The sequence below is a fragment of the Burkholderia sp. AU6039 genome (assembly GCF_002223365.1).
Taxonomy (GTDB): Bacteria; Pseudomonadota; Gammaproteobacteria; order Burkholderiales; family Burkholderiaceae; genus Burkholderia.
In genome coordinates, this window is sequence record NZ_NKFK01000005.1 from 15,682 (window position 1) to 42,173 (window position 26,492).

Sequence of the window (26,492 nt, forward strand, 5' to 3'; positions counted from 1 at the left end):
TATTTTTGATTGGACTACTGATTGATATGAGCAAAGCTGAACCGGATGATCCCGGCTCAGTGACAACCGAAGGAAATCGATGTGTGACGGGCATCGGCAGCAATCGCGGGCGTGCCGATGCCCACTCGGCAGCGTGCTAGACCGTCGAATACCCGCCATCGACCGGCACGACCGCGCCGGTCACGAACGATGCGCTGGGCGAGCACAGGAACAGGATCACGTCCGCGACTTCGTCGGCCGTGCCCCAGCGCCCGAGCGGCGTGCGCTCGAGGATGCGCCGCGACGCCTGCATGTCGGCCATCAGGCCGCTGCTGAGCGGCGTATCGATCCAGCCGGGCGCGACCGCATTCACGCGAATGCCGCGATCGGCCCACGCCTGCGCGAGCGAGCGCGTGAGCTGCGCGATGCCGCCCTTGCTCGCGCTGTACGCGGGCCGGTCCTTGCTGCCGAAGTACGTGTACATCGACGCCACATTGACGATGCTGCCGCCGTGTGCCGACAGCGCCGGCCGTGCGGCGTCGGAGGCACGCATCACCGACGTCAGGTTCACGTTCAGCACGAGCTCGAACTGGTCCATCCGGTATTCGTCCGCGTGCCGGCTGATGCCGACGCCGTTGACGAGCACGTCGAGCCCCGGCAGGGCCGCGATCGTGCGCGTCAGCGCATCGCTGTCGGTCACGTCGAGTTCCACGCAGCGAACGCCCGCATGCACGGGCGCATGCGGGCCGGCCGCATTGAGCCCGAGCGCGACGACCGACGCGCCGGCTTCCGCGAACCGCATCGCCGTGCGCGCACCGATGCCCGACGTGCCGCCCGTCACGACGACGGACTGCCCCTCAAACGCCCACTGACGACTCATGCTCGACGCTCCCGATGGTGGGCGCGCGACGGTCGGGCCGTTGCGCGGGTGAAACGAGGATCTTGATTTGCGCGCGGTCGGCGAGCAGCGCGTCGAAGCCGTCGGCGACGGCGTCTTCGAGCGACACGGTGCGCGTGACGATCGACGTGAGGTCGAGCGCGCCCGACGCGACGATGCGCAGCAGGTCTTCGTACGCATGCCGGTAGCCGACGCTCGCCGTGAAGGTCAGCTCGTCGTTGACCGCACGGAACGCGTCGAAGCCGGCATGCGGCATCAGGCCGACCATCACGACGCGGCCGCCCTTGCGCAGTGCCTGCATCGCCGATTCGAACGTGGCCGGCAGCCCGGCCGCTTCGAAACTCGCGTCGACGCCGAGCCCGCCCGTGGCCGCGTGGATCGCGTCTTGCAGCGCGGATGCACCGAGTGCGCGTGCGTCGAACGTATGCGTCGCGCCGAAGCGCGCGGCCGCCGCGAGCCGTTCGGGTGAGACGTCGACGGCGACGATCGTGGTCGCCCCCTGCAGTTTCGCGAGCATGATGAGCAGCAGGCCGATCGGGCCGAGGCCGAACACCGCACAGGTTTCGCCGAGCCGCAGTTCGCCACGCCGCAACGCGTGCAGCGCGACGGCCGCCGGCTCCATCACCGCGGCCTGCTCGAGACTCACGCCGTCAGGCAGGCGATGCAGCATGTACGCCGGCACGACCGCGAAGTCGGCCATGCCGCCGTCGCCCATCAGCCCGGCGAAGCCCATCGATACGCACAGGTTGTACGACCCCGCGCGGCAATACGCGCACCGGCTGCAGCGATACTCGGGCTCGACCGCGACGCGATCGCCCGCGCGCAGCGCCGTCACGCCGTCGCCGACTTCGACGACGGTGCCGCAGAACTCGTGGCCGAGCGTCAGCGGCGCGGTGCGGCGCGACAGCGGATGCGGCGTGTCGACCGGAATCGCGTGCGGGCCGTCCGCATATTCGTGCAGGTCGCTGCCGCAGATCCCGCAGTACGCGATCGCGATGCGCACTTCACCGGGGCTGACGCGCGGCGTGTCGATTTCCACGAGACGGACGTCGCGCGGGCCATGCCATTGAAGTGCCCGCATGTCAGTGGCCTCCGAGGTTTTGTGGATCGAGATGGTTCGCGGCCGAGCCGGCGAGTGCGCGCTTGCGCAGCACAGCGGGCGCGGTCTCGACGAGGCCGAACGACAGCACGCACGCGAGGATCGCGCCGGCAGCCGACGTCCACATCGCGAACTGCAGGCCGTACTGGTCCGCCGCGAAGCCGGCGACGGTCGGTGCAACGAAGCCGCCGATCAGCTCACCGGCGCCCATGATCAGGCCGAGCGCGCTGGCGATCGCGCGCGGCGGCACCGTTTCGGCCGGGATCGTCGCCATGAACAGCGTGAAGCAGCCGAGGCCCGTGTACGTGGCGAACACGAGCGCGCCGAGCGCCCACAGCGAACCGGCATGGATCATCACGACCGGGCACACGGCCGCGATCAGCGCAAACACGATCATCGTCGGCTTGCGGCCGATCCGGTCGGAGATCGCCGGCACCGCGAAGCCCCAGAACACCCACGCGGCGCCGAGGCAGGTCATCACGACGCCCATGTCGGACGGCGACAGATGGCGGCTTTCCACGAGGAACACCGGCGCGAACGAGATGATCACGACGAACCACGTGAGAAAGAAGCCGCTGATCAGCACGCAGAGCAGGATGTTGCGCTCCTTCAGCAGCGCCCATCGGCTGACTGCCGCGCCGCTCGCGGCCGATGCGCCGCCGGGTTCGGCCTGCGCGTGCCGCACGCCGCCGGGTGGCGCTTCGCGCACCCAGCGCCAGATGCAGAACGCGATCAGGAAGCCCGGAATGCACGACACGTAGAACGCCTCGCGCCAGCCGTACGTGGTCGCGATGCCGATGACCACCGGCGGGCCGATCATCGCGCCGAGCAGGCCGGCGGCGGAGCCCTGCAGCAGGCCCATGTTCAGCCCGCGGCGGCTCGGCGTCGAGCTTTCGACCATCAGCGATTGCGACAGCGGCAGCACGGGGCCTTCGGCGATGCCCATCAGCGCGCGGAACGCGATCAGGCTCGCGAAGCCGCCGACGAGCCCCGACAGCGCCGAGCACACGGAAAAGCCGAGCACGGCCGCGACCAGCAGCGGCTTGCGCGTGCCGCGGGCGTCGGACCACGCGCCGGTCGCGGCGCCGGACAATGCCCACGTGAGCGCGAGTGCGGACGACACCATGCCGAGCTGCGTGTTCGTCAGATGCAGCTCGGCCGACATGAACGGGAACAGGAACGACAGCGCGAGGCGGTCGAAGAACACGAAGCCGAACGTCATGAACAGGATCAGCAGCAGCCGGTTCTCATACGTCCACGCGGATCGGGAGGCGGAAGGGGATGTCATGGTGAGCCTTGCCGCGCGTCAGCGGAACAGCTTCTCGATCGCTTGCGCGCCGAGGCCGACCTTCTCGTAATGCGCTTTGCACATCGCGATGTACGAATGCACGTCGAAGTAGCCGTCTGGATTGCCTGCTTCGTCGAGCCAGATCAGCGGCCCCTTCACGATGAAGAACGCGCGCATCGGCTCCGGGTGATCGAACGCGACGAGCGTGTGGCCTTCGCCCGGCGTTTCGTACACGAAATCGCCGCGCGTCGCGGTCCATTCGTGCTCCAGATAACCCCACTTTCCCGACAGCGTGTAAGCGAACACCTCGTGCGGGTGATAGTGCCGGTTCACGAGCCCGGCTTCCTTCGCCATCAGGATGTCGCACCATTTGTTTTGCGACGGCGAGATCCACAGCGGCCGTGACGAAACCGTTTCGGTGAACGGAACGTAATAGCGTTCGTCGTCGGTGGCCGCGTTCGCGATGTACGCTTCGGGCAGCGCATCGGGCTTGAACGGATTGGCAATCGGCGGGATGTTTTGCCAGAATTCGGCTACGGCTTTGTCGACCACGGTTTGTCTCCTTGGGTATCAGTTGTCGTGGGCTCGACTTTAGCCAGCCGGTGCGCGCCGCTCTTGACTGGGCTGGACGCATTGCTTGACCGCGCCGGACATTGCATCGCAACACAATCCAGACGAACCATCCCCCAATCCGTGCCGCTCCGCACGACAGGCGCCCGCAGGAGGCGACGTGACGAATACGACCGTTTTTTCCCGCACGCGAGGCTCGACGGCCGACGTGCCGGCGCGCGACAGGATGGCGTACTGGGATGCGTTCAATGCGGCGACGCTGGTCGGGCTGCGCTGTTCGTCGCTGTCGCCGGCCGGGCTCGAGGTCGAGAAGACCGATATCGCGCTGCCGGGCCTCGGCATCGCGGACATCAGCGGCCAGGATCACGTGATCGAGCGCAGCCCCGCGCTGGTGCGCCAGTTGCCGAAGGAGTCGCTGTTTGCGTGCCAGATCCTGAGCGGGCGCGCGTATTTCATCCAGCGGGACCGTTGCCTGCTCGCGGACGCCGGCGATGTCGTCGTCTACGACACGCGCGTGCCCTATCTGTTCGGATTCCTGACGCCGATGCGGCAGCTGCTGATCGATATCCCGATCACGACGTTCGACGACCGGCTCGATGCGGAACTGGCGGCGCTGCCGCTGCGGATCGCGCCGAAACCGGGCGCGGGCGCGATGCTCGGCGCGACGTTGCGCGCGAGCGTCGAGCGCTTCATGAAGGATCCGGTCGAGCGTGACGCCGCGCAGTTCGCCGAACACACGTGCACGCTGGTCGCGGAACTCATCGATGCGGAGGTGAATGGCGCGGGCGCGTCGCGTGCGTCGCTGTCGTATCTGCTGACCGCGAAGCAGTACGTCGCGACGCATCTCGGCGATCCGGAGCTCGGGCCGCAGGCCGTCGCCGACGCGGTCGGGCTGTCGCTGCGGCATCTGAGCCGGCTCTTCGCGGCCGAAGGCGAGTCGATCACGCAGCACATCTGGTCGGAGCGGCTGTCGCATGCGCATCGCGAGCTGACCGATGCGCGACTGCGCAAGACGAGCGTCGGCGAAATCGCGTTTCGCTGGGGCTTTTCGAGCCAGGCTCATTTCAGCCGTGCGATTCGCGAGCGCTACGGTGCATCGCCGATGGCGCTGCGCGAGGCGGTGCGGACGGACGGGGGGTGATTGCAGCAGGTGATGCAGATGAAGCGGCGGCGCGTGTCTCACGCGCGGTCTTTTGATTGTCGTGAACGAAAACGCCCGCGCGCCGCGTTGCGTTACTCCGCGAGCATGAATTCGGCGCAGCGCTCCGCCATCATGATCGTCGGCGCGTTCGTATTGCCGGACACGATGCGCGGCATCACCGACGCATCGCAGATTGTGCGGCGGGCCGCCCGGACCCGCGCCATTGTATTCACCCGCCACTCACGAATGACCCGCCCCCGCGAATGCCGCGACAAGCGCGCGCACATGACACCGGCCGGTCGCGGAACCGCGCGGACTGCGCGATCCGATCGACCGGCCTGCTACAGCTGACTTCAGGCCGCGCTGGCTTCGTCGATCCGGCGAATGTCGTCCTGATCGAGCTGAACGCGGATCGCTTCGCCGAGCGATGCCAGCTGCGCCAGCGACGTCGCGCTGGCGATCGGCGCGGTGATCGTCGGCCGCGCGATCTGCCAGGCGAGCGCGATGGCGGCCGGCTGCGTGCCGTGCTTCTCGGCTACCGCATCGAGCGCGGCGAGGATACGCAGCCCGCGTTCATTGAGATACCCGGCGACGCGATCGCCGCGCACGCTCTTCTTCAGGTCGGCCTCGCTGCGGTACTTCCCCGACAGGAAGCCGCTCGCGAGCGCGTAGTAGTTGACGACACCGAGCTTCAGGTCGCGCACGACCGGTTCGAGATCGCGTTCGTAATCGGCGCGGTCGAGCAGGTTGTATTCGGGCTGGATGACCTGGTAGGCGGGCAGCCCGTCGCGCGCGCTGATCGCGGCAGCTTCGCGCAGCCGTGCGCCGCAGTAGTTCGATGCGCCGATGATCCGCACCTTGCCTGCGTCGATCAGCGTTTGATAGGCGCCGAGCGTTTCTTCGAGCGGGGCCGTATCGGCGAGGTCGCGATGCGAGAAATACAGGTCGATGTAGTCGGTCTGCAGGCGACGCAGCGAGTCGTCTGCCGCCTTCAGGATGTTGTCTTTCGACAACCCCGCGCGCGCGCCCAGCAGGCCGACCTTGGTCGCGATCACGACCTGCTCGCGCTTGCCGGAGCGCTTGAGCCACTTGCCGATGATCGTTTCCGATTCGCCGCCGTGGTTGCCGGGGACCCACGCCGAGTAGACGTCGGCCGTGTCGATGAAGTTGATGCCGGTGTCGGCGAGCGCGTCGAGCAGCGCAAACGACGTGTTCTCGTCGACGGTCCAGCCGAAGACGTTGCCGCCGAACGCGAGCGGCGAAACCTGGATGTTGGACGTGCCGAGGGTGCGTAGTGCCATGTTCTGCTCCGATATCTGCGGGTGACGGAATGGAACTGCGGGATGGGCCGGGACGATCGCGGCGAGACGACGGGTACGTGGTGCGGTCACGCCGTTGTCGCGGGACGCCGGACATTCTCGCCGATCGCTTCGAATCGTGCAGGCGGCGCGCCGTCGCGATGACGGACGGCCTGACGCGGATGACGGACGCTCCGTCCGTTGCGTGGGTACTTCGTGTGGCTGCGTTCGATCAGGAACCGATTTTTGTCGCGGCTGGCGCGACTTGACGCGGAACGGCGCGTGGGCGGAAGCAGGCGGGAGGGCGGGAACGTGGATGCTCCGGCATTGCGCCGAAGCGGGCGGGACGACGGGCGGTAGGCGGCCGCCCGTGCGACGGTGAGCCGGTCAGCGCAACTGCACCGCCGCGAGAAACAGCACCATGCTGCCGATTGCGCCATCCAGCACGCGCCACGCCATGGCCTTGCGGAACCACGGCGCCAGCAGCCGCGCACCGTAGCCGAGCCCGAGGAACCACACGACGCTGACCGCCATCGCGCCGATCGCGAACGCGAGCCGCGCGCCTTCCGGCTCGCGTGCGCCGGCCGTGCCGATCAGCAGGAACGTGTCGAGATACACGTGCGGGTTGAGCCACGTGAACGCGAGCGTCATCAGCACGATCGCGAGGCCGCTCTGCGGCGGCGGCGCGACCGCGTCGCCGCGCACGTCGAGCGTTTCGTGGCCGGGCTTGAACGCGCGGCGCAGCGCATTGATGCCGAACCACGCGAGATACGCGAGGCCGACGTACAGCACCGCGTGGACGAAGGTCGGATAGCGTTCGACGAGCGCCGACGCGCCGCCGACGCCCGCGCCGATCAGGATCATGTCGGACAGCGCGCACAGCAGCACGATCTTGCCGACGTGCGAGCGCATGATGCCCTGCCGCAGCACGAATGCGTTCTGCGCGCCGATGGTGACGATAAGTGAACCGCAGAGCGCGGCGCCGTGGGAAAAAGCGAGCCAGTTCATGATGGGTGACAGCAGTGGAAGCAGTAGACGAATGAATCGGGTAGCGCTAGTCTGCGGTCAGCCTGAAAATAAGAGAAGCTAAATCACCTAATGCTGATTAAGGAAATCTAATGCTCGACTACGCGTTGCTCGATGCCCTCGCGGCCGTGATCCGGCACGGCTCGTTCGAGCGGGCGGCCAAGGAGCTGAACGTCACGGCGTCGGCCGTGTCGCAGCGCGTGAAACTGCTGGAGGAGCGGGTCGGCAGCGTGCTCGTCAAGCGCGGGCAGCCATGTGTCGCGACGACGTCGGGTGCGCTGCTGTGCCGGCATACCGAGCGCGTGCAACTGCTCGAGGCCGAGCTGGGCGGCCGGATGCCCGCATTGCCGGGTCAGATCGCGAGCACGTGGCCGACGTTGCGCGTGGCCGTCAACGACGACAGCGTCGCGACGTGGTTCATCGACGCGGTCGGGCCGTTCTGCACGGAGCGCGAAACGTTGCTCGACCTCGTGATCGACGACCAGGACTACACCGCATCGCGCATTCGCGACGGCAGCGTGCAGGGCGCCGTGACCGCGCAGGCGGAGCCGATCCAGGGGTGCCGGTCGGAGCGGCTCGGGCGCATCCGCTACCGCGCGGTGTGCTCGCCGGCGTTTTACGAGCGCTACTTCAACGCGGGCATCACGCGCGATGCGCTGCGCCGCGCGCCGTGCGTGATGTTCAATCCGAAGGACGGGCTGCAGGCGCGTTTCATCCGGCGCGTGACGCGCGCGGATCTCGATCCGCCGCAGCACTGGATACCGCACGTCGCGGGCTACCTGCGTGCGTGCGAAACGGGATTGGGATGGGGGATGTGTCCGGACCGGATGGTCGACCGCCAACTGGCGGCGGGTGAACTGGTCGACATGTCGCGCGGGCGAACGATCGACATCGACCTTTACTGGCAGAGCTGGCGTTTGTCGATCGGCTGGCTCGACGATTTCAGCGCGGCGCTGAAGGCGCGCGCCGCGCTGTTTCTCGATTGACCGATCGCGTGACGCAGGCGGCGCGAGAGGTGCGCGCCGTGCGGCATCACATCAGACGTGATGCAAACCGTCGAAATCGACGATCTGGACGTGGCGGCCCTGCATTTCGATCAGGCCGCGCTTCTGGAATTTCGACAGCGTGCGACTGACCGTTTCGAGCGTCATGCCGAGGTAGCTGCCGATGTCTTCGCGCGTCATCCGCAGGTTGAATTCCGACGGCGAGTACCCGCGCTTCAGGTAGCGCGACGAGACGTCGAGCAGGAAAGCGGCAACGCGTTCTTCGGCATTCAGCGAACCGAGCAGCATCGTTTGCGACGTTTCGCGCACGATCTGTTCGCTCATCAGCTTGTGCATGCGCAACTGCATCGAACCGGCTTCCGAGCACAGCGTCTTGAGCGCGCTGTACGGAATCACGCAGACCGAGCTGTCTTCCAGCGCGACCGCGGTGCGCGGATGCGTGTCGTCGCAGATGCCGTCGAGGCCGAGCGCTTCGCCGGCGAGATGCAGGCCGGTGACCTGCTCGCGGCCGTCGTGGCGCGTCGCGACGGTTTTCAACGAGCCCGAGCGCACGGCGTACAGGTTGTCGAATGCGTCGCCTTCGCGGAACAGCGCTTCGCCGCGCTTGACGGGGCGCGCCGCGCAGATGACCGACTCGAGGCGACTGAGCGCTTCGGGCGCCAGGCCCTGCGGCATGCACAGGTGCCGCATGGCGCACGACGAGCAGTGCGCGGCCTGGCGAGGGGCCCAGCTGCCGGCATGAGGCGTGGCGGCGGGACGTGTGGCGACGGGCGTCAGCATGATCGTTTACTCCGGCGTTGAATCGACGGAATCATTGTCCCACCGCAACTTGCCGCTGTCGGGTGACAAAACGTCGCGACTGCCCGCGCATGCCGAACGCTGCTCACGCAACTGTTTCGTCGACGTTGGCGGCCGCCGGAATCAGCAGCACGGGCAGCGTCGCGTGGCGCACGCACTGCTCGGCGATGCTGCCGAGCACGAGACGGCGGAACCCGCGGCGGCCGTGCGTGCCGAGTACGATGAGATCGGCATCGAACGCTTTCGCGCCCTCGAGGATCAGCGACGACACGTCGTTGAGCGACGTCGCTTCGCCCAGCTTCGTCTCGCCCTTTACGCCCGCTGCCTGCATCAGCGCAGTGAAATCCTTCGCGAGTGCGTTGCCCTGCGCGACGAGCTGATCGCGCAGCACGGACGGATCGTAGCCGGGCACGTTGTAGTAGATCGCGGCGTTCTCGACGACGTAGAACGGTTGCAGCTCGGCGCCGTGCGATTTCGCGAGCGCCAGCGCGGCATCGAACGCATGGCGGGACGTGTCGCTGCCGTCGACGGCAACCAGAATACGCTTGTACATAGTGTCTCCGAGTGGCGGGTTGAAACGAAGTCGGCCGGATGGCCGATCGGGCTGGGCAATGCGCAATGCTGCGAGGCAGAGTAAACCAACGGCAGGGACTTTGCAGTGAGGTGCCGGTCGTGCCGCGCGGCGGCGCCGCTTCCGTTTCCGCGGCGCACGGCCAGGCACCTACGTATGCTGTGACACGCGACACGCGACACGTGTCGTGCGACGTGGTGGCCCGTGTTGTCTGCATGGTCGGCGGGAAGACATGCGCGCGCATCGGTGTCGCGTGTGGCGCACGCATACGCCTTGCCGCGCACGCCGATCGCATCGACACGGCACGACGATCACGCGGATGCATCGCCCGCATCGCCATTCAATCGCAACTGCGCCGTTTCGACATGACCTCGATCAACGCATGTGCGTCGGTGCAATTCACGGTGTGCATGACGCCGCCCGCGCTGCTGCGCGGAATCATTCGTTCGTGCATCGTGCATCGCGCGATGTCCGGTGCACGATCGGCGCACGGCAGTGGCGTACGCCGATCCCAGCCATCGGCTAGTTGGCCGATACCGGTTCGCAAACGAACGATCGATTCAAACGCCGCGCCGGCTATCTCGGCACGGGCGTCAGCTCGAAGACGCGCTCCGGCCGACGCTGGTGACCGGGCCAGTACGTGCTGCCGTACATCCGGTGGACGGGGCCGAACAGCGCGTCGCTCAGGGGCGGCGGCGCGTCGAAGCCCTTCTCGATCACCATGTAGCCGGCACGCAGCGCGAACGCCGGATGATTGCCGCCGGGGCGGCTGTCGAAACCGGCGAAGCCGTCGCCGGCTTCCGGCATCGCATTGACGAGCGACGCGTTGCTGCGCGTGATTTCGTCGGGCGAGATCGGGCCGCCGCCGGCAAGGCGCGCCGCCTCGCGGTTCTTGCCGTCGGTGTCGACCGTGCTGTCGTGCGTGTCGTCGTTGTCGAGCTCGATGCTGCGCGGACGCGAACGATCGGTTTGACCGGATGATTCCATCGCGGCTCTCCTCGCGGCGAAGCGTTCCGGATCGAAGCAAATCCCGTTCCGGGCATGACGGGAAAAGGCGCGCGGGCGATCGCCGCGGTCGCGCGACGCGCACTGATTTGTCATGATTTATTTCAGCTAGAAGACCCGTTTTCTACAGAGTATGATTCTTTTCCTGCGAAGCGGCGACAGGGGATTCAGTCGCGCCGCCTCTGCCCGCGCCGGGGGGCCGCAGCACCCTTAAAGACGGGTAGTGAACAACAAAGCAAGGGACTAGAGGTGGCGGATTCATGCAAGCGACTACTGCCTTCACGCACCGCGGTTATCTGTTGAACTGCGCGCCCGCGCGCGCCAGTGACGGTTCGTTCAAACCCTACGTCGTGATCTCCCGATCGAGCGACGGGGAACTCGTTGCGAACCGATTTTTCCCGATCGAGCTCCAGTTCAACGACGAAGGCGACGCGATCGCGCACGCGCGCGACTGGGCCGTGCGATGGATCGACGCGAGCAGCATCACGATCTGACGCCGTCGCGATCCCGTGCCATCGGCCGTCCGGCCGATCCCCGGCGTGCCGCTCCCGGACGGAAAACGCGGTAATCTTGCGGAACCCGTCACTTTATTAGCGGCCGTGCGACCGAGCGCGGCCGCCTGCATTGGCATATGTCGACATCACCCGCCCGTCAGTGGGGCCTTGAAGAAATCGTTGCCGGCTTGCGCGAGTCGCGCGAGGAACTCCATCGCACGCGCCATCCGCGCGGCATTCGCGAACTGCCGTCGCGCGATGCAATCTGCAAGATTGTGACCGGCCTGCGCGCGTCGATGTTTCCGACGCACTACGGCGCACCGGATCTGACCGACGAAAGCGTCGACTTCTACGTCGGCCACACGCTCGAAAGCACGCTGCGCATTCTGTCCGAACAGATCCGCCGTGCGCTGCCGTTCCTGCCCGAGCATGCCGATACGCCGTTCGCGGAGCTCGACGAACGCGCGTTCGAAATTGCGCGCGAATTCGGCCGGCAGTTGCCGGCGGTCCGCGCGCTGCTCGTCAGCGATATCCAGGCGGCCTATGCGGGCGATCCGGCCGCGCAGCACATCACCGAGATCCTGCTGTGCTACCCCGGCGTGCTGGCGATGATGCATCACCGGCTCGCGCATGCGCTGCACCAGCTGGGCGTGCCGCTGCTGGCGCGATTCATCAATGAAATTGCCCACTCGGCGACCGGCATCGACATCCACCCGGGCGCGCAGATCGGCCCGAGCTTCTTCATCGACCACGGCACGGGCGTCGTGATCGGCGAGACGGCGATCATCGGCGAGCGCGTGCGCGTGTACCAGGCCGTCACGCTCGGCGCGAAGAGCTTCCCGGCCGATGGCGAAGGCGCGCTGGTCAAGGGCAATGCGCGGCACCCGATCGTCGAGGACGACGTGGTGATCTACGCGGGCGCGACGATTCTCGGCCGTGTGACGATCGGGCGGGGCTCGGTGATCGGCGGCAACGTGTGGCTCACGCACAGCGTGCCGCCCGGCACGAGCGTCGCGCAGGGCAAGGTTCGAGAAGGCGGGAGCGCCGACAAGCCGTAACGCGGCGCGCGGCCGACGGCTGCCTGCCGTCGACGCGCGCACCGGTCAGTGCTTGCGGTCGGGCGCGCGGTGCTTGTACAGCACGTCCTGGTCGACGCGGATCAGGTTCTGCCCCGCATCGACGACGAAATCCACGCCGTTGTACGCGTTGCCCGTCAGCATCAGGATCGCGCTCGCGACGTCGTCGGGGCCGGCGATACGCGCGAGCGGCGTCGATGCGCGGCTCGCGTGCTCGAAGTCGGCCTGCGTCTGGTCGTCGCTCGGCAGCATCAGCCCGGGGAACACCGCATTCACGCGCAGCACCGGCGCGGACGACAGCGCGAGCATCTGCGTGAGGTTGCCGAGCGCGGCCTTCGCGACCGTATAGCTGAAATGGTCGCGGTGAAAGTTTTCCTTGATCTTCTGGTCGACCACATTCACGACGACACCCTGCGCACCGGCCGCGCGGGCCCGTTCGTAGAACGCGCGCGTGAGCAGGATCGGCGCGCGGCAGTTGACGGCCCACGCCTGGTCGAATGCCGCGAGGTCGAAGCTCGGGAAATGGTCCTGCCAGAACACCGACGCGTTGTTGACGAGCACGTCGAGGCGCCCGAAGCGCGCATACACCTGGTCGATCAGCGCGGTGATCTGCGCGGCATCCGACAGGTCGGCCTGCAGCGCGACCGAATCGTGTCCGCGCTCGGCGATCGCACGGGCCGCCGCCTGCGCGGCATCGGCCGAACGGTCGTAATGCACCGCGGTGCGATAGCCGTGCGCGGCGAAATACTCGGCGAACGCGCGCCCGGCCCGGCGCGCGGCGCCGGTCACGAGCACGACGGGCGCGTGCGTCGCTTGCTTCGTCTGCTCCATTACGTATTCGTCAGATTCACGGAAGAAGGATTCGCGACGATCGACAGGAATTCGCGCCGCGTCGACGGATCGGTGCGGAATGAGCCGAGCATGCGCGACGTGACCATCTCGACGCCCGGCTTGTGCACGCCGCGCGTCGAGATGCACTGGTGCGCGGCCTCGAGGATCACGCCGACGCCCTTCGGCTGCAGCACGTCGAACAGCGTGTCGGCGATCTGCACGGTCATCTTTTCCTGGATCTGCAGGCGCTTCGCGAACGCGTCGACGAGGCGCGCGAGCTTCGAGATGCCGACCACGCGGTGGTTCGGCAGATACGCGACGTGCGCGCGGCCGATGATCGGCACCATGTGGTGCTCGCAGTAGCTCTCGAAGCGGATGTCCTTCAGCACGATCATTTCGTCGTAGCCGTCGACTTCGCTGAACGTGCGCGCGAGGATGTCGCGCGGCTCCACCGCATAGCCGGCGAAGAATTGCTCATAGGCGCGCACGACGCGTGCGGGCGTGTCGATCAGGCCTTCGCGCGCGGGATCGTCGCCGGCCCAGCGCAACAGCACGCGAACCGCGTCTTCCGCTTCTTCGCGGCTCGGTCGGGATGCGGCCGGCTCTGGCCGCGCGGACTTCTTTTTAGCCATCTATTTGCTCCATCGAATGCCGCCGCCGGGGCGGCGCGGGATCCGGGCATTGTTTCATGCTTTCGCGGGGCGCGTGTGCGGCCTGGGGCCCGAGCACTCACTTCGGCCATTCGTCCTGCTCGTCGTTGAACAGCGACGCGACGACGCCGCGCAGCCACGCGGTGCGCGGATCGTTGTGATACTTGCGATGCCAGTGCTGCTTCAGGTCGAAGCGCGGCAGCGCCAGCGGCGGCTCGACCGGCACGATGAACGCGTGCTCGGCCGCGTACGCATAGCCGATCGCATGCGGCACCGTCGCGATCAGGTCGGTGCGGCTCAGGATGAACGGCAGGCTCATGAAGTGCGGTGTCTCGAGCACCGCGCGGCGCTGCATGCGCTGCTTCGCGAGATATTTCTCGAGCACTTCCTGGCTGCGTCCTTCGGCGCGCACCACCGCGTGCCCGCACGTGAGGAATTGCTCGACCGTGAACGGCGGCGCCTGCTCGAACGGATGGCCGCGCCGCATCAGGCACACGAACCGGTGCGTGAACAGGCGCTGCTGGAAGAAGTTGTTGCCGTCGAGATCCGGGAAGTAGCCCACCGCGAGATCGATCGAACCGGCTTCGAGCCCACGCCCGACCTCGTCGTGCGCGAGCGAGACCGAGCGCAGGTTCGCGTGCGGCGCGCGCGTCGCGAACGCCTGCAGCAGCTTCGGCAGGAACACGATCTCGCCGACGTCCGACAGCGCGATCGAGAACGTATGCGTGCTCGCGGCCGGGTCGAAGTCGTGCGGCGCGACGAGGCCGCGCTCGATCTGCGCGAGCGCGTCGCGGGCGGCCGGCAGTAGCGCGAGCGCACGCGGCGTCGGCTCCATCCCGCGCGACGTGCGCACGAACAGCGGATCGCCGAAATACTCGCGCAGGCGGCCGAGCGCCGTGCTCACGCGCGGCTGGCTGACGCCGAGCAGGTCGCCCGCGCGGCTCACGTTGCGCGTGTCGTCGAGCGCGACGAGGTAAGGAATGAGGTTCAGATCGAGCGCATCCATCGCCGGGCCAGTATCGTCAAAACGTATACAACATATCTCCTGAATCGCATTGCCGCATAGTCGGGAAAGCGCTCAAATGGGTTCCATTACTCGAACCAAAGTTCTGGAGACGAACAATGCGCACCCAAGTCGCGATCATCGGCGCCGGCCCGTCCGGCCTTCTGCTTTCCCATCTGCTGCGCCTGCAAGGCGTCGATTCCATCCTCGTCGAAGCGCGTTCACGCGAATACTGCGAGAACCGCATCCGCGCCGGCGTGCTGGAGCAGGGCACGGTCGACACGCTGAACGAAGCCGGCCTCGGCGACCGGATGCGCCGCGAAGGGCTCGAACACCACGGTATCGAACTGCTGTTCTCGGGCCAGCGCCACCGCATCGACCTCTCCGAGCTGACCGGCGGGCGCGCGATCACCGTCTACAGCCAGCACGAAGTGGTGCGCGACCTGATCGCGGCCGGTGTCGAGCATGGGCACGCGATGCACTTCGAGGTAAGCGACGTCGCACTGCACGACGTCGAGGGCGAGCACCCGTTCGTCACGTTCAAGCATGCCGACGGCCGCGAAGATCGCATCGACTGCGACTACATCGCCGGCTGCGACGGCTTCCACGGCATCGCGCGCCAGACGATTCCGGCCGAACGGCTGAACACGTTCGAGCGCGTCTATCCGTTCGCGTGGCTCGGCATCCTCGCCGACGCGGCACCGTCGCTCGACGAGCTCGTCTACGCGCATCACGACAATGGTTTCGCGCTGTTCTCGATGCGCTCGCCGACGGTCACGCGCCTGTACCTGCAATGCAAGCCCGACGAAGACCTCACCGAATGGTCGGACACGCGGATCTGGGACGAATTGCACACGCGTTTCTCGAACGACACGGGCTGGACGCCGACCGAGGGCCGGATCACGCAGAAGAGCGTGACGCCGATGCGCAGCTTCGTGTCCGAGACGATGCAGCATGGGCGCCTGTTCCTTGCCGGTGACGCGGCGCACATCGTGCCGCCGACCGGCGCGAAGGGGATGAACCTGGCGGTGGCCGACGTCCGCGCGCTGTCCCGCGCGCTCGGCGCGCGCTACCGCAACGGCGACGCGACGCTGCTCGACACGTATTCCGCGACCTGCCTCGAGCGCGTGTGGCGCGCCGAGCACTTCTCGTACTTCATGACGAACATGCTGCATTCGTCGCCGGAAGACTCGCCGTTCGTCAATCGCCTGAAGTTTGCCGAGCTGAAATACGTGACGCGCTCGCGGGCCGCCGCGCAGGCGCTCGCCGAAAACTACGTCGGCTTGCCGTTCGACGACGCAGCGGCCCCCGAGGCAACCCGCCTTGACAACGCGCTGTGCGCGACTCTATGATCGGCCCATCGTTCGCTAATCGAATCTAGGTTCGAATAGCGAACAAAACCGGGATCGACATCGGCCCCGGCGCGGCACGCGGCACGCGCGTGTCCCCTCGACAGGCCGCGCATCGAGCCGCGGGTTCGTATCAGGAAGAGACATGGTCAACAAGATTTTCGAATCGCTTCAGTCGGCGGTGGCCGACATCCACGACGGCGCGACAATCATGATCGGCGGCTTCGGCACGGCAGGCATGCCGTCCGAGCTGATCGACGCGCTGATCGAACAGGGCGCGCGCGACCTGACGATCGTTAACAACAACGCGGGTAACGGCGAGACGGGCCTCGCGGCGCTGCTGAAGGCGAAGCAGGTGCGCAAGATCATCTGTTCGTTCCCGCGCCAGAGCGACTCGCAGATATTCGACGGGCTGTACCGCGCCGGCGAGATCGAGCTGGAACTCGTGCCGCAGGGCAACCTCGCGGAGCGCATCCGCGCGGCGGGCGCCGGCATCGGCGGCTTCTTCACGCCGACCGGCTACGGCACCAAGCTCGCGGAAGGCAAGGAAACGCGCGTGATCGACGGCAAGCCGTATGTGTTCGAGACGCCGATCCACGCCGATTTCGCGCTCGTGAAGGCGTACAAGGGCGACCGCTGGGGCAATCTCGTCTATCGCAAGACGGCGCGCAACTTCGGGCCGATCATGGCCAGCGCCGCGAAGGTCGCGATCGTGCAGGTGTCGGAAGTCGTGCCGCTCGGCGCGCTGAACCCGGAACACATCGTGACGCCGGGCATTTTCGTCCAGCGCGTCGTCGAGGTGCCGCAGGCCGCGCACGCGGCCGAGCTGGCCGCCGAACACGCCACGTCCCAAGCCGCCTGAGGAAACCGACATGAAACGACTGACCCGCGATGAAATGGCCAAGCGCGTCGCCCAGGACATCCCCGAAGGCGCGTACGTGAACCTCGGCATCGGCGTGCCGACGCTGGTGGCGAACCACCTCGACCCGAGCAAGGAAATCTTCCTCCACAGCGAGAACGGGCTGCTCGGCATGGGCCCCGCGCCCGCGCCCGGCGAGGAAGACGACGAACTGATCAACGCCGGCAAGCAGCACGTGACGCTGCTCACCGGCGGCGCGTATTTCCACCACGCGGATTCGTTCGCGATGATGCGCGGCGGCCACCTCGACTACTGCGTGCTCGGCGCGTTCCAGGTGTCGGCGAACGGCGACCTCGCGAACTGGCATACGGGTGCGCCCGATGCGATTCCGGCGGTCGGCGGCGCGATGGACCTCGCGATCGGCGCGAAGCAGGTGTTCGTGATGATGGAGCACCTGACGAAGCAGGGCGAGAGCAAGATCGTCGCGCAATGCTCGTATCCGGTCACCGGCGTGCAATGCGTGAGCCGCATCTATACGGATCTCGCCGTGCTCGACGTGACGGCCGATGGCCTCGCCGTGAGCGAGATCTTCACCGACCTGTCGTTCGACGAACTGCAGAAGCTGACCGGCGTGCCGCTGATCGACGCGACGCAAAAGGCCGCTGCCTGAACCCCGAGCGTGCCGGCGCGTGCGCTTGCGCGCAGGCCGGCACGCTTGGGTGGACAATAGGCGCACGCCGTTTCCCCAATCTGATGCCATGCTCGAAGACAGCGCCCGCCTGACCTCCCTCATCTGCGGCACCGAGCCGCTCAACCGGATCTGGTCGCCCCGCGCGACGATCCAGCGGATGCTCGACGTCGAGGCCGCGCTCGCGCGTGCGCTCGCCGCGCAGCAGGTGATTCCCGCCGCCGCGGTCGCGCCGATCGAACGCGCATGCGAGGCCAGCCGGCTCGACGCCGACGCGCTCGCGCACGGCGCGGCGCTCGGCGGCAATCTCGCGATTCCGCTCGTCAAGCAGCTCACCGCGCAGGTGAAGGCCGACGACCCCGAGGCCGCGAAGTTCGTGCACTGGGGCGCGACGAGCCAGGACATCATCGATACCGCCACCGTGCTGCAGTTGCGCGACACGCTCGACGTGCTCGAACCGATGCTCGACGAAGCATGCGCATCGCTCGCGGCGCTCGCGCGCACGCATCGCGCGACGCCGATGATCGGCCGCACGTGGCTGCAGCAGGCGCTGCCGATCACGCTCGGCCTGAAATTCGCGCAATGGCTCGATGCGCTGCTGCGCCATCGCGCGCGCTTCGCCGAATTGCGCGAACGTGCGCTCGTGCTGCAGTTCGGCGGCGCGGCCGGCACGCTCGCGAGCCTGCGCGAGCACGCGGCCGGCGTCACGGCCGCGCTGGCGGGCGACCTGAAGCTCGCGGCGCCGGCCGTGCCGTGGCACACGCAGCGCGACCGCATCGCGGAAGCCGCGTCCTGCTTCGGGATGCTGACGGGCACGCTCGGCAAGATCGCGCGCGACGTGTCGCTGCAGATGCAGACCGAAGTCGGCGAGCTCGGCGAGCCGGCCGCCGCCGGCAAGGGCGGCTCGTCGACGATGCCGCACAAGCGCAACCCGGTCGGCTGCGCAGCGGTGCTGACGGCTGCCGTGCGTGCGCCGAACCTCGTCGCGACGGTGTTCGCGGGGATGGTGCAGGAGCACGAGCGCGCGCTCGGCGGCTGGCAGGCCGAATGGGATGCCTTACCCGATCTCGCGCGCCTGACCGGCGGCGCGCTGGCGCAGATCGCGCAGATCGTCGCGGGCCTCGACGTGAACACCGAACGCCTGGCCGCGAACCTCGACCTGACGCGCGGGCTGATTCTCGGCGAAGCGGTGATGCTCGCGCTCGGCGACAAGATCGGCCGGCTCGACGCGCATCACGTCGTCGAACATGCGTCGAAGGAAGCCGTGCGCACGGGCGCGACGCTGTTCGACGTGCTCGCCGCCGATGCGACCGTGTCGGCCCACCTGTCGCGCGACGCGCTCGCGCGGCTGCTCGATCCCGCTCATTACGTCGGCGAGGCGCAGGCCTACGTCGACGCCGTGCTCGCGCTGCATGCGGGCGCGCAATCACCAGGAGAACATTGATGCCTTTCGCCACTGTCAACGGCGTGAAACTGCATTACCGGATCGACCGTGCGGCGCGCGACGACGCGCCGTGGCTCGTCTTCTCGAACTCGCTCGGCGCCGACCTGCAGATGTGGGCGCCGCAGATCCGCCCGCTCACGCAGCACTTCAACATCCTGCGCTACGACACGCGCGGCCACGGCCATTCCGACGCGCCGGCCGGTTCGTACACGATCGAGCAGCTCGCCGGCGACGTGATCGGCCTGCTCGACCACGTCGGCATCGCCCGCGCGCATTTCTGCGGGATCTCGATGGGCGGCCTGACGGGTGCAGCGCTCGCCGCACGCTTCCCGTCGCGCATCGTTCGCGCGGTGCTGTCGAACACCGCCGCGAAGATCGGTTCGCCGGAAGTATGGGCGCCGCGGGCGCAGAAGGCGCGTGCCGAAGGGATGGCCGCGCTCGCCGACGCCGTGCTGCCGCGCTGGTTCACCGACGCGTTCGTGGAACGCGAGCCGCGCCTGTTCGATGCGATCCGCGACACCTTCGTGCATACCGACAAGGACGGCTATGCGGCGAACTGCGACGCGCTGAACGCAGCCGACCTGCGCGAAGAGGTGAAGGGCATCGCGCTGCCGGTGCTCGTCGTGACCGGCGCGAAGGACATGTCGACGCCGCCCGACCAGGGCCGCGCGCTGGCCGCCGCGATTCCGGGTGCGCAGCACGTCGAATTCGACGCCGCGCATATTTCGAACATCGAGTGCACCGACGGCTTCAACCGCGCGCTGCTCGATTTCCTGACTGCGTGAGGCACCGGCGATGGATGACCAGGAACGTTATGAAGCAGGGATGAAGGTGCGTCGCGCGGTGCTCGGCGACGCGCACGTCGACCGTTCGCTCGAGAACCGCACGGAGGTGACCGACGAGTTCCAGAACCTGATCACGCGCTATGCGTGGGGCGAGATCTGGACGCGCGACGGCCTGCCGCGCCATACGCGCAGCCTGCTGACCATCGCGATGATGGTGGCGCTGAACCGCGGCGAGGAACTGGCGCTGCACCTGCGCGCCGCGCGCAACAACGGCGTGACGCGTGACGAGATCAAGGAAGTGCTGCTGCAGACCGCGATCTATTGCGGCGTGCCGGCTGCGAATTCCGCGTTCCATCTCGCGGACAAGATCTTCAAGGAGCAGGATGCGGCCGGTTAAGTACCGGGTGTAGTCCGATGTTGAGTCGAGGCCTGCGGATGGTTCGCAGGCTTCGGCGATGAATGAACGTGCCGGCAGAGCATCGGCGCGCGGCGCACCGGATGGCCGGTGCGCGAACAAAGGCGAGACGTGGTTCCGAGGCCGCGTCGCTTATAAACATATTGGCTTTGCATGGGATCCAAGTAAGCGCTAAAGCGCTAACTTGGATCGACACAGGAGACTAGCGATGAATCGCGCACCCGTGGTCGATGTCCAGACCTTCATCAACGAGCAGCCGTTCGGCGGCTTTCAATGGCTCGTATTCCTCATGTGTTTCGTGATCGTGCTGCTCGACGGCTTCGATACGGCTGCGATCGGCTTCATCGCGCCGTCGCTGCTCGGAGAATGGAACCTCACCAAACCTGATCTCGCACCGGTGCTGAGCGCCGCGCTGTTCGGCCTCGCGTGCGGCGCGCTCGTGTCGGGCCCGCTGTCCGACAAGCTCGGGCGCCGCTCGCTGCTGCTCGGCTCGGTGTTCCTGTTCGGCGTCGCATGCCTGATGTCCGCTTTCTCGACGACGATCGGACACCTGACGATCCTGCGTTTCATCACCGGCGTCGGGCTCGGCGCGGCGATGCCGAACGCGGTCACGATGATGGGCGAGTTCTGCCCGGACAAGCGCCGTGCGACCGTGATCAACCTGATGTTTTGCGGCTTCCCGCTCGGCGCCGCGTTTGGCGGCTTCCTCGCCGCATGGATGATCCCGCATTTCGGCTGGCGCAGCGTACTGATCCTCGGCGGCGTGACGCCGCTGCTGCTCGGCGTGCTGTTGCTGCTGAAGATGCCGGAATCGGTGCGCTTCATGGTCGCCAACAACCACGCCGTCGACAAGGTTCGCGCGACGCTCGCGCGCATCTCGCGCGATGCGCTGAACGCCGGCTCGTTCGCGCTGACCGAAGCCGCGCCGCAGACCGGCAGCAAGGGCCTCGGCGTCGTGCTGTCGCGCTCGTACATCGTCGGCTCGGTGATGCTGTGGCTCGCGTACTTCATGGGGCTCGTGATCTTCTACGCGTCGATCAACTGGATGCCGATCCTGCTGAAGGATGCCGGCCTGACGCCGAAGAGCGCGACGCTGATCTCGGCGCTGTTCCCGCTCGGCGGCGTCGGCGCGGTGCTGTGCGGCGTGCTGATGGACCGCTTCAACGCGAACCGTGTGATTGCCGTGTGCTACGCGCTGACGGCGGTGAGCGTCTACGCGATCGGGCAGGCGGCCGGCAACGTCGGGCTGCTCGTGCTGGTCGTGTTCGTGGCCGGCGTGCTGATGAATACCGCGCAATCGTCGATGCCGGCGCTCGCCGCCGCGTTCTATCCGACCGAAGGGCGCGGCACGGGTGTCGCGTGGATGCTCGGCGTCGGCCGCTTCGGCGGGATTGCGGGATCGTTCCTCGTCGCCGAGCTGACGCGCCGGCATTTCTCGTTCGCGGGCGTGTTCGCGACGATCGCCGTCGCGGGTTTGCTCGCATGTGTCGCGCTGCTGATCAAGCAGATGGCGCGGCCGCATGGCGTGACGCAGCCGGCAGGCAAGATCGAATCGCTCGGGCATTGAGCGACGCGCGGGCCGGTGCGATGCGCCGGCCCCCTGATACGGCGGCCGGCGGGCCGCCGGCTATTCTTCCGTGTCGTGTTCCCGCACGAAGTTGCGCAGATACGCGCGCAGCGCGGCCTCCCGGCCGCGATGATCGGCGAGGTTCGCGGCGCCCATGTCTTCCTCTTCACCGAACATCGTCGGCGGCGCGCTGTAGATACCGATCTCGATGTCCTCGCGCAGCACGCGAATCTCGTGCGTGAGCGGGTGATACTCGGCGATCCAGTGCATCCCCTCGATGTGTTCGCCCGCCCTCAGCAATGGCTTCATCGGCACTCTCCCGGCAGCAGCGGCGCAACCGGCGAAACGGCTGCGCGCGCCCGTAACAAAAGGGTACGCCTGCATCGGGTGAATCTCAACGGGTGCGCGGTGAGCGCTCACTACGCCAGCAGGTGCGCGATCAGCGGATACAGCGACAGGATCAGCAGCACGGCCATCGTCATGTTGAACATGCGCAGCGCGCGGGGGTTTGACAGGAAGCGGCGCAGGCCGAGGCCGAAAGCGGCCCACAGGCAGATGCACGGGAAACCGATCAGGATGAACACGACGGCCATCCAGGCGGCGTTCATCCCGTAGTCGGCGGACAGGCGGACCGTCGTCGCGGCGGTCAGCACCATCATCCAGGCCTTCGGGTTGATCCACTGGAACGCGGCGGCTTCGATGAACGTCATCGGGCGCGGCTTGCCGCCGTGCGCCTTCACTTCACCCGACGTGCCGATGCGCCACGCGAGGTACAGCAGGTACGCGACGCTCGCGGCCTCGAGGATCGTGTACAGCAGCGGCATGCGCTTGAACGCTTCGCCGAGGCCGAAGCCGACGCAGAGCATCAGGATCGCGACGCCGATGCTGATGCCGAACAGGTGCGGCATGGTGCGGCGGAAACCGAAATTGACGCCGGAGGCGAGCAGCATCGTGTTGTTCGGGCCGGGCGTGATCGACGTGACGAGCGCGAACAGCATGCCGGCGGGCAACGCGCTGAGGGTGAGGAATTCCATCGCGGATTCTCCTTCGGTTCTGGACTGGGATGGAGGTCAGTTTAGCGACGGTTTTCTGTACAGTACCGGTACAGTTGGTTTGACGAATGCCGGTACGGGGATGGGGGTGAATGGGAGTGCGGGCACTCGCTCGCGTTCCCAATCCCGCCGAGGCGATCAGGACTATCGAGACCATGAATCAACCGTTGCCGAGTGAGTGCGTCGGGATGAAGCCGATCAAGCCGGGCGCGTCCAAGCGACCCGGTGCCCCCGAGAATTGTTGAGATTGTGTGGCGTAGTTTTTTGGCTACTGTCAAGGCCGTCGTATAAGAAAAATCGCGTCAAAGATACCGTGTGAATATTCACGGCGGCACGAAAAAATCATTTAATAAACATCGGCTTGCGTATTTGTATGAGTTTGCTGTTGTGAAAAAAGAAATACACAATTTCTATTTCTTCGTGGGGCTCGTTGCTTTCACCGCTCTTACACTCGCGACTCCCAAACGGGCATCTATCCGGGCATGACCAACAGAACAAGGTCCCCGGGCGGTTGCAGACCGTTTATGAACAAGGTCGCGAGACCTGCCTCTTTTTAGAAGGGAGCACCACGAATGAACAAGACCCTGATCGTTGCAGCAGCTGCGGCATCGTTCGCTACCGTCGCTCACGCGCAAAGCAGCGTGACGCTGTACGGCGTGCTGGACGCAGGCATCACCTACCAAAGCAACGTCCAGACCGCATCGGGCCAAGGCAAGTCGCGCTTCTCGATGGGTTCGGGCATTGACCAGAGCCGTTTCGGCCTGCGTGGCTCGGAAGATCTCGGTGGTGGCCTGAAGGCGATCTTCACGTTGGAAAGCGGCTTCAATATCGGTAACGGCAAGTTCGCGAACGGCAACGGCGGCATGTTCAACCGCCAGGCATTCGTCGGCCTGTCGAGCCAGTACGGCACGGTCACGCTGGGTAAGCAATACGACGCGACGCAAGACTACCTGGCACCGCTGACGGCAACGGGCTCGTGGGGCGGCACGTACTTCGCGCACCCGCTGAACAATGACCGCCTGAGCACGAACGGCGACGTCGCGCTGAACAACACGATCAAGTACACGAGCGTGAACTATGCCGGCCTGCAATTCGGCGGCACGTACTCGTTCTCGAACAGCACGAACTTTGCGAACAACCGTGCATACAGCGCTGGCGTGTCGTACCAGTTTGAAGGCCTGAAGCTGGGTGCGGCGTACTCGCAAGCGAACAACGCTGGCCTGTCCACGTCGGGCGCGGTGAACCCGTCCGTCGACACGAGCGGCAACGCATTCGGCATTCAGGGCCGCACGCGGACGTATGGTATTGCCGCAGCCTATGCATTCGGTCCGGCTCAAGTCGGCGCGGCATGGACGCAATCGCGTCTCGACAACCAGACGAACGGCCTGGGTACGCTGCGCGCGGACAACTACGAAGTCAACGCGAAGTACAACCTGACGCCGGCTCTCGGCCTGGGCGCTGCCTATACGTACACGAACGCGAAGCAGAACGGCAACAGCACGCACTGGAATCAGTTCGGCGTGCAAGCTGATTACTTCCTGTCGAAGCGTACGGACGTCTACGCTCAGGCGGTGTACCAGCGTGGTACGAAGGGTGCCGGTTTGGGCGCATCGATCTACAACGGCGACATCAACGCGTTCCCGAGCTCGAAGGTCAGCCAAACCGCCGCAACGGTTGGCCTGCGTCACCGCTTCTAAGCGTGACGGCTGGCTAGTCAGTTCCGAAAAAGCGCCTTCGGGCGCTTTTTTTTGATGTCTGAACTGGATTCTGGAAAATCATCAGTATTGCGAAGCGATGGAGAATTGTCGATTTCGATTTTGGCGGGAATGTGACGGCGGAGTGAGGGAGCATGCTTGAGAGGTTGCGACAGTGCGTTGCCCAATATGGTTGGCAATGTTTGGCGAGCGAGTGGCTGGGTGTCAATTCACGTCATCCGTTCGCTTGCGCTCGTGGGCACGTTTTCGAGCGCGTGGCATTGACCCTGCTCTATCGAAATGGCGGTACACCGGTCTGCATATCCTGTCAGCAGGAAGATATTCGTGATAGATGGTTGGCGAAATTGGCAGAGCGAGGAGGGACGCTTCTGAATGGCCCATTCATTGGATTATTCGCGCGTTACCAAATTCGTTGCGCAGCGGGGCACGAGTGGAGCGTGGAGGGAAGGAAGATCAGTGAGGGGCGTTGGTGTCCGAGCTGCGCGCATGGTGACGCGACGCGGAGAAGCTGCTGTGCGGATGGTTTGGCCCGGCTTCACGCTAAAGCACAAGAGAGAGACGGGAAATGTCTTTCGGCTCACTATACGATCGAGAGTCGTCTATATCGATTCGAATGTGCAAAGGGGCATCGTTGGGAGGCGAGGGCAAACGATATCTTCCGGGGAACCTGGTGTGGTCGTTGCGCAAAATTAACGTCCTCCAGGCAGGTTGATCCCAATGGCTTGGCACGTCTGCAGGCGGCCGCCCGGGAAAAGGGAGGCGTTTGTTTGGCAGATGCCTATGTAGGTTCAGCCGAAAAATATCCTTTTCGTTGCGCGGTGGGCCATGAATGGATGGCGATAGCGAGCCGAATTTGGCTCGGACACTGGTGTCGGCAATGTGCGGGCCTCAAATTGCGTCAGACAATTGATGACATGCGAGCGCTTGCAACCGCTCGTGGTGGACTGTGTTTGTCGACGGAGTATCAGGGGCGGCGGACCAAATTGACTTGGCAATGCCATCGCGGCCACGTCTGGGAGTCTCGGCCGATCAATATCAGTGCGGGAACATGGTGCCCGCAATGTGCGATTACTAACCGCACTCGCCGTAGAGACAATTGAGCGCGATACCGGCCTTAAAGCTTCAGGACATGCGTATCTGGCAATAGTACAGATCCCGCACAGCCCACCGCTACCGCGAAGTGCGGCCACGTCGACCAGACGGTTCCCTTGCACAATGCTCATCTCCCCCGTGCAAGACACGACATGAATGATGATGCGGTCCGCGCGAACTCGGTGGGCGCGCCGACAGCGAAATTGCACCGTGTGACGTGACAGGCGGAACGCGCATTTCAATTCATCGCATGCGCGTTCGCCACGCGTCAATGAACGGTTCGGTAAGCGCTTTAGTCGTAGTACGCGTCGTCGTAGCGATGCTTGTTGCGACGCATCCTGCGCATGTTGTCGCGGTCCCGTGCGTCGTCGCGCTCCCGTGCGTTGCGGCTGAGGTTGCCCCCCAACGCCGCGCCGCCGCCACCGCCGAGCGCCGCGCCGAGGAGCCCGCCGTTGCGGCCGCCCATCGCATGGCCGGCCGCGGTGCCCGCGCCGCCGCCGAGTGCGCCGCCAATGATTGCGCCGTCGCGCTCGTCGCGGTTCGCCGCGATCGCGCCGCCGGCGCCACCGCCGATGGCGCCACCCACCACCGCGCCGGTGCGGCCGCCCAGTGCGTCGCCGACGGTTGCGCCGGCGACACCGCCCAGCGCACCGCCGAGCGCGTTGTCCCAGTTGTCTGCCACGGCCGGCAGTGAAATCACCGCGGCCGCGGTGACGATGAATGCGGAGGCGATCTTCTTCAACATGCGAATGCTCTTCCTTGTGCTCAATCTGAAGTCCTGTTTCTTGCGTTGCT

28 protein-coding genes are annotated in these 26,492 nt (G+C 66.2%); 13 read left to right on the plus strand and 15 right to left on the minus strand.

The window, feature by feature from the left end; translation table 11 throughout:
- Window positions 1-136: 136 nt before the first annotated feature.
- From CFB39_RS17775 to CFB39_RS17790, 4 genes are read right to left on the minus strand one after another with little or no spacing between them, the layout of a single operon-like run.
- Window positions 137-859: an SDR family NAD(P)-dependent oxidoreductase gene (locus tag CFB39_RS17775; RefSeq protein ID WP_089473821.1), complete on the minus strand. Its 723-nt coding sequence runs from the start codon at window positions 857-859 to the stop codon at window positions 137-139.
- Window positions 837-1,958, minus strand: a complete 1,122-nt coding sequence (locus CFB39_RS17780; protein WP_089473822.1) for a 2,3-butanediol dehydrogenase — start codon at window positions 1,956-1,958, stop codon at window positions 837-839. The genes CFB39_RS17775 and CFB39_RS17780 overlap by 23 nt, the downstream gene beginning before the upstream one ends.
- Before the next feature lies 1 nt (window position 1,959).
- Window positions 1,960-3,264, minus strand: coding sequence for an MFS transporter (locus CFB39_RS17785; protein WP_089473823.1), 1,305 nt, complete (start codon window positions 3,262-3,264; stop codon window positions 1,960-1,962).
- Window positions 3,265-3,282: 18 nt separating this feature from the next.
- On the minus strand, window positions 3,283-3,816 hold the full coding sequence (locus CFB39_RS17790; protein ID WP_043186175.1) for a 2,4'-dihydroxyacetophenone dioxygenase family protein: 534 nt from the start codon (window positions 3,814-3,816) through the stop codon (window positions 3,283-3,285).
- 178 nt (window positions 3,817-3,994) lie between these two features.
- Between CFB39_RS17790 and CFB39_RS17795 the strand changes: the two genes are divergently transcribed.
- Window positions 3,995-4,975 carry a helix-turn-helix domain-containing protein gene (locus tag CFB39_RS17795; RefSeq protein ID WP_089473824.1) on the plus strand — a complete coding sequence of 327 codons (981 nt, stop codon included), beginning with the start codon at window positions 3,995-3,997 and terminating at the stop codon, window positions 4,973-4,975.
- A complete protein-coding gene (locus CFB39_RS41260; protein ID WP_373452751.1) occupies window positions 4,976-5,326 on the plus strand; it encodes a hypothetical protein in 351 nt (116 codons plus the stop codon).
- A 2-nt stretch (window positions 5,327-5,328) separates the two neighbouring features.
- Here CFB39_RS41260 and CFB39_RS17805 read toward each other — a convergent pair whose 3' ends face one another.
- On the minus strand, window positions 5,329-6,276 hold the full coding sequence (locus CFB39_RS17805) for an aldo/keto reductase (RefSeq protein WP_089473825.1): 948 nt from the start codon (window positions 6,274-6,276) through the stop codon (window positions 5,329-5,331).
- A 384-nt stretch (window positions 6,277-6,660) separates the two neighbouring features.
- On the minus strand, window positions 6,661-7,281 hold the full coding sequence (locus tag CFB39_RS17810; protein ID WP_089473826.1) for a LysE/ArgO family amino acid transporter: 621 nt from the start codon (window positions 7,279-7,281) through the stop codon (window positions 6,661-6,663).
- Between the two features lie 110 nt (window positions 7,282-7,391).
- Here CFB39_RS17810 and CFB39_RS17815 point away from each other — a divergent pair, with 110 nt between their 5' ends.
- The gene (locus CFB39_RS17815; protein ID WP_089473827.1) at window positions 7,392-8,285 is read left to right on the plus strand and encodes a LysR family transcriptional regulator ArgP; all 894 of its coding nucleotides are present in this window, start codon (window positions 7,392-7,394) and stop codon (window positions 8,283-8,285) included.
- Window positions 8,286-8,336: 51 nt separating this feature from the next.
- Here the strand turns inward: CFB39_RS17815 and fnr are convergent, their stop codons facing one another.
- From fnr to CFB39_RS17830, 3 genes are all read right to left on the minus strand, one after another.
- Window positions 8,337-9,083: a fumarate/nitrate reduction transcriptional regulator Fnr gene (gene fnr / locus CFB39_RS17820; RefSeq protein WP_085038217.1), complete on the minus strand. Its 747-nt coding sequence runs from the start codon at window positions 9,081-9,083 to the stop codon at window positions 8,337-8,339.
- Between the two features lie 103 nt (window positions 9,084-9,186).
- A complete protein-coding gene (locus CFB39_RS17825; RefSeq protein ID WP_089473828.1) occupies window positions 9,187-9,654 on the minus strand; it encodes a universal stress protein in 468 nt (155 codons plus the stop codon).
- A 594-nt stretch (window positions 9,655-10,248) separates the two neighbouring features.
- A complete protein-coding gene (locus tag CFB39_RS17830) occupies window positions 10,249-10,659 on the minus strand; it encodes a DUF3005 domain-containing protein (RefSeq protein WP_089473829.1) in 411 nt (136 codons plus the stop codon).
- A 278-nt stretch (window positions 10,660-10,937) separates the two neighbouring features.
- Between CFB39_RS17830 and CFB39_RS17835 the strand changes: the two genes are divergently transcribed.
- Both CFB39_RS17835 and epsC read left to right on the plus strand, forming a co-directional pair.
- Window positions 10,938-11,171, plus strand: coding sequence for a hypothetical protein (locus CFB39_RS17835; protein WP_011356723.1), 234 nt, complete (start codon window positions 10,938-10,940; stop codon window positions 11,169-11,171).
- Window positions 11,172-11,308: 137 nt separating this feature from the next.
- Window positions 11,309-12,229: a serine O-acetyltransferase EpsC gene (epsC, locus tag CFB39_RS17840; protein WP_046548857.1), complete on the plus strand. Its 921-nt coding sequence runs from the start codon at window positions 11,309-11,311 to the stop codon at window positions 12,227-12,229.
- 45 nt (window positions 12,230-12,274) lie between these two features.
- On the opposite strand, the gene CFB39_RS17845 is transcribed toward epsC, so the two are convergent.
- The 3 genes from CFB39_RS17845 to CFB39_RS17855 form a co-directional block, all read right to left on the minus strand.
- The gene (locus CFB39_RS17845; protein WP_089473830.1) at window positions 12,275-13,078 is read right to left on the minus strand and encodes an SDR family oxidoreductase; all 804 of its coding nucleotides are present in this window, start codon (window positions 13,076-13,078) and stop codon (window positions 12,275-12,277) included.
- The gene (gene folE / locus CFB39_RS17850) at window positions 13,078-13,710 is read right to left on the minus strand and encodes a GTP cyclohydrolase I FolE (protein ID WP_089428673.1); all 633 of its coding nucleotides are present in this window, start codon (window positions 13,708-13,710) and stop codon (window positions 13,078-13,080) included. Before folE ends, CFB39_RS17845 begins: the two co-directional genes overlap by 1 nt.
- A 97-nt stretch (window positions 13,711-13,807) precedes the next feature.
- On the minus strand, window positions 13,808-14,734 hold the full coding sequence (locus tag CFB39_RS17855) for a LysR family transcriptional regulator (protein ID WP_069250399.1): 927 nt from the start codon (window positions 14,732-14,734) through the stop codon (window positions 13,808-13,810).
- Between the two features lie 116 nt (window positions 14,735-14,850).
- Between CFB39_RS17855 and pobA the strand changes: the two genes are divergently transcribed.
- The 7 genes from pobA (at window position 14,851) to CFB39_RS17890 (ending at window position 21,838) form a co-directional block, all read left to right on the plus strand.
- A complete protein-coding gene (gene pobA / locus CFB39_RS17860; protein WP_069250400.1) occupies window positions 14,851-16,083 on the plus strand; it encodes a 4-hydroxybenzoate 3-monooxygenase in 1,233 nt (410 codons plus the stop codon).
- 142 nt (window positions 16,084-16,225) lie between these two features.
- On the plus strand, window positions 16,226-16,942 hold the full coding sequence (locus tag CFB39_RS17865) for a 3-oxoacid CoA-transferase subunit A (protein WP_069250401.1): 717 nt from the start codon (window positions 16,226-16,228) through the stop codon (window positions 16,940-16,942).
- 10 nt (window positions 16,943-16,952) lie between these two features.
- The gene (locus CFB39_RS17870; protein ID WP_089431929.1) at window positions 16,953-17,609 is read left to right on the plus strand and encodes a CoA transferase subunit B; all 657 of its coding nucleotides are present in this window, start codon (window positions 16,953-16,955) and stop codon (window positions 17,607-17,609) included.
- 88 nt (window positions 17,610-17,697) lie between these two features.
- The gene (locus CFB39_RS17875; RefSeq protein WP_089473831.1) at window positions 17,698-19,071 is read left to right on the plus strand and encodes a 3-carboxy-cis,cis-muconate cycloisomerase; all 1,374 of its coding nucleotides are present in this window, start codon (window positions 17,698-17,700) and stop codon (window positions 19,069-19,071) included.
- Window positions 19,071-19,856 carry a 3-oxoadipate enol-lactonase gene (gene pcaD / locus CFB39_RS17880; protein WP_039344475.1) on the plus strand — a complete coding sequence of 262 codons (786 nt, stop codon included), beginning with the start codon at window positions 19,071-19,073 and terminating at the stop codon, window positions 19,854-19,856. Before CFB39_RS17875 ends, pcaD begins: the two co-directional genes overlap by 1 nt.
- A gap of 10 nt (window positions 19,857-19,866) precedes the next feature.
- The gene (pcaC, locus tag CFB39_RS17885) at window positions 19,867-20,253 is read left to right on the plus strand and encodes a 4-carboxymuconolactone decarboxylase (protein WP_034206288.1); all 387 of its coding nucleotides are present in this window, start codon (window positions 19,867-19,869) and stop codon (window positions 20,251-20,253) included.
- 226 nt (window positions 20,254-20,479) lie between these two features.
- A complete protein-coding gene (locus CFB39_RS17890) occupies window positions 20,480-21,838 on the plus strand; it encodes an MFS transporter (RefSeq protein ID WP_089428669.1) in 1,359 nt (452 codons plus the stop codon).
- Between the two features lie 60 nt (window positions 21,839-21,898).
- On the opposite strand, the gene CFB39_RS17895 is transcribed toward CFB39_RS17890, so the two are convergent.
- Both CFB39_RS17895 and CFB39_RS17900 read right to left on the minus strand, forming a co-directional pair.
- The gene (locus CFB39_RS17895) at window positions 21,899-22,147 is read right to left on the minus strand and encodes a hypothetical protein (RefSeq protein ID WP_046548863.1); all 249 of its coding nucleotides are present in this window, start codon (window positions 22,145-22,147) and stop codon (window positions 21,899-21,901) included.
- A gap of 110 nt (window positions 22,148-22,257) precedes the next feature.
- Window positions 22,258-22,872 carry a LysE family translocator gene (locus CFB39_RS17900; protein ID WP_089473832.1) on the minus strand — a complete coding sequence of 205 codons (615 nt, stop codon included), beginning with the start codon at window positions 22,870-22,872 and terminating at the stop codon, window positions 22,258-22,260.
- A gap of 590 nt (window positions 22,873-23,462) precedes the next feature.
- Here CFB39_RS17900 and CFB39_RS17905 point away from each other — a divergent pair.
- Window positions 23,463-24,587, plus strand: a complete 1,125-nt coding sequence (locus tag CFB39_RS17905) for a porin (protein ID WP_089431932.1) — start codon at window positions 23,463-23,465, stop codon at window positions 24,585-24,587.
- Window positions 24,588-25,989: 1,402 nt separating this feature from the next.
- Here CFB39_RS17905 and CFB39_RS17915 read toward each other — a convergent pair.
- Window positions 25,990-26,442 (minus strand): glycine zipper domain-containing protein, encoded by a 453-nt coding sequence (locus CFB39_RS17915; protein WP_089473834.1) that lies wholly within the window; start codon window positions 26,440-26,442, stop codon window positions 25,990-25,992.
- Window positions 26,443-26,492 lie beyond the last annotated feature (50 nt).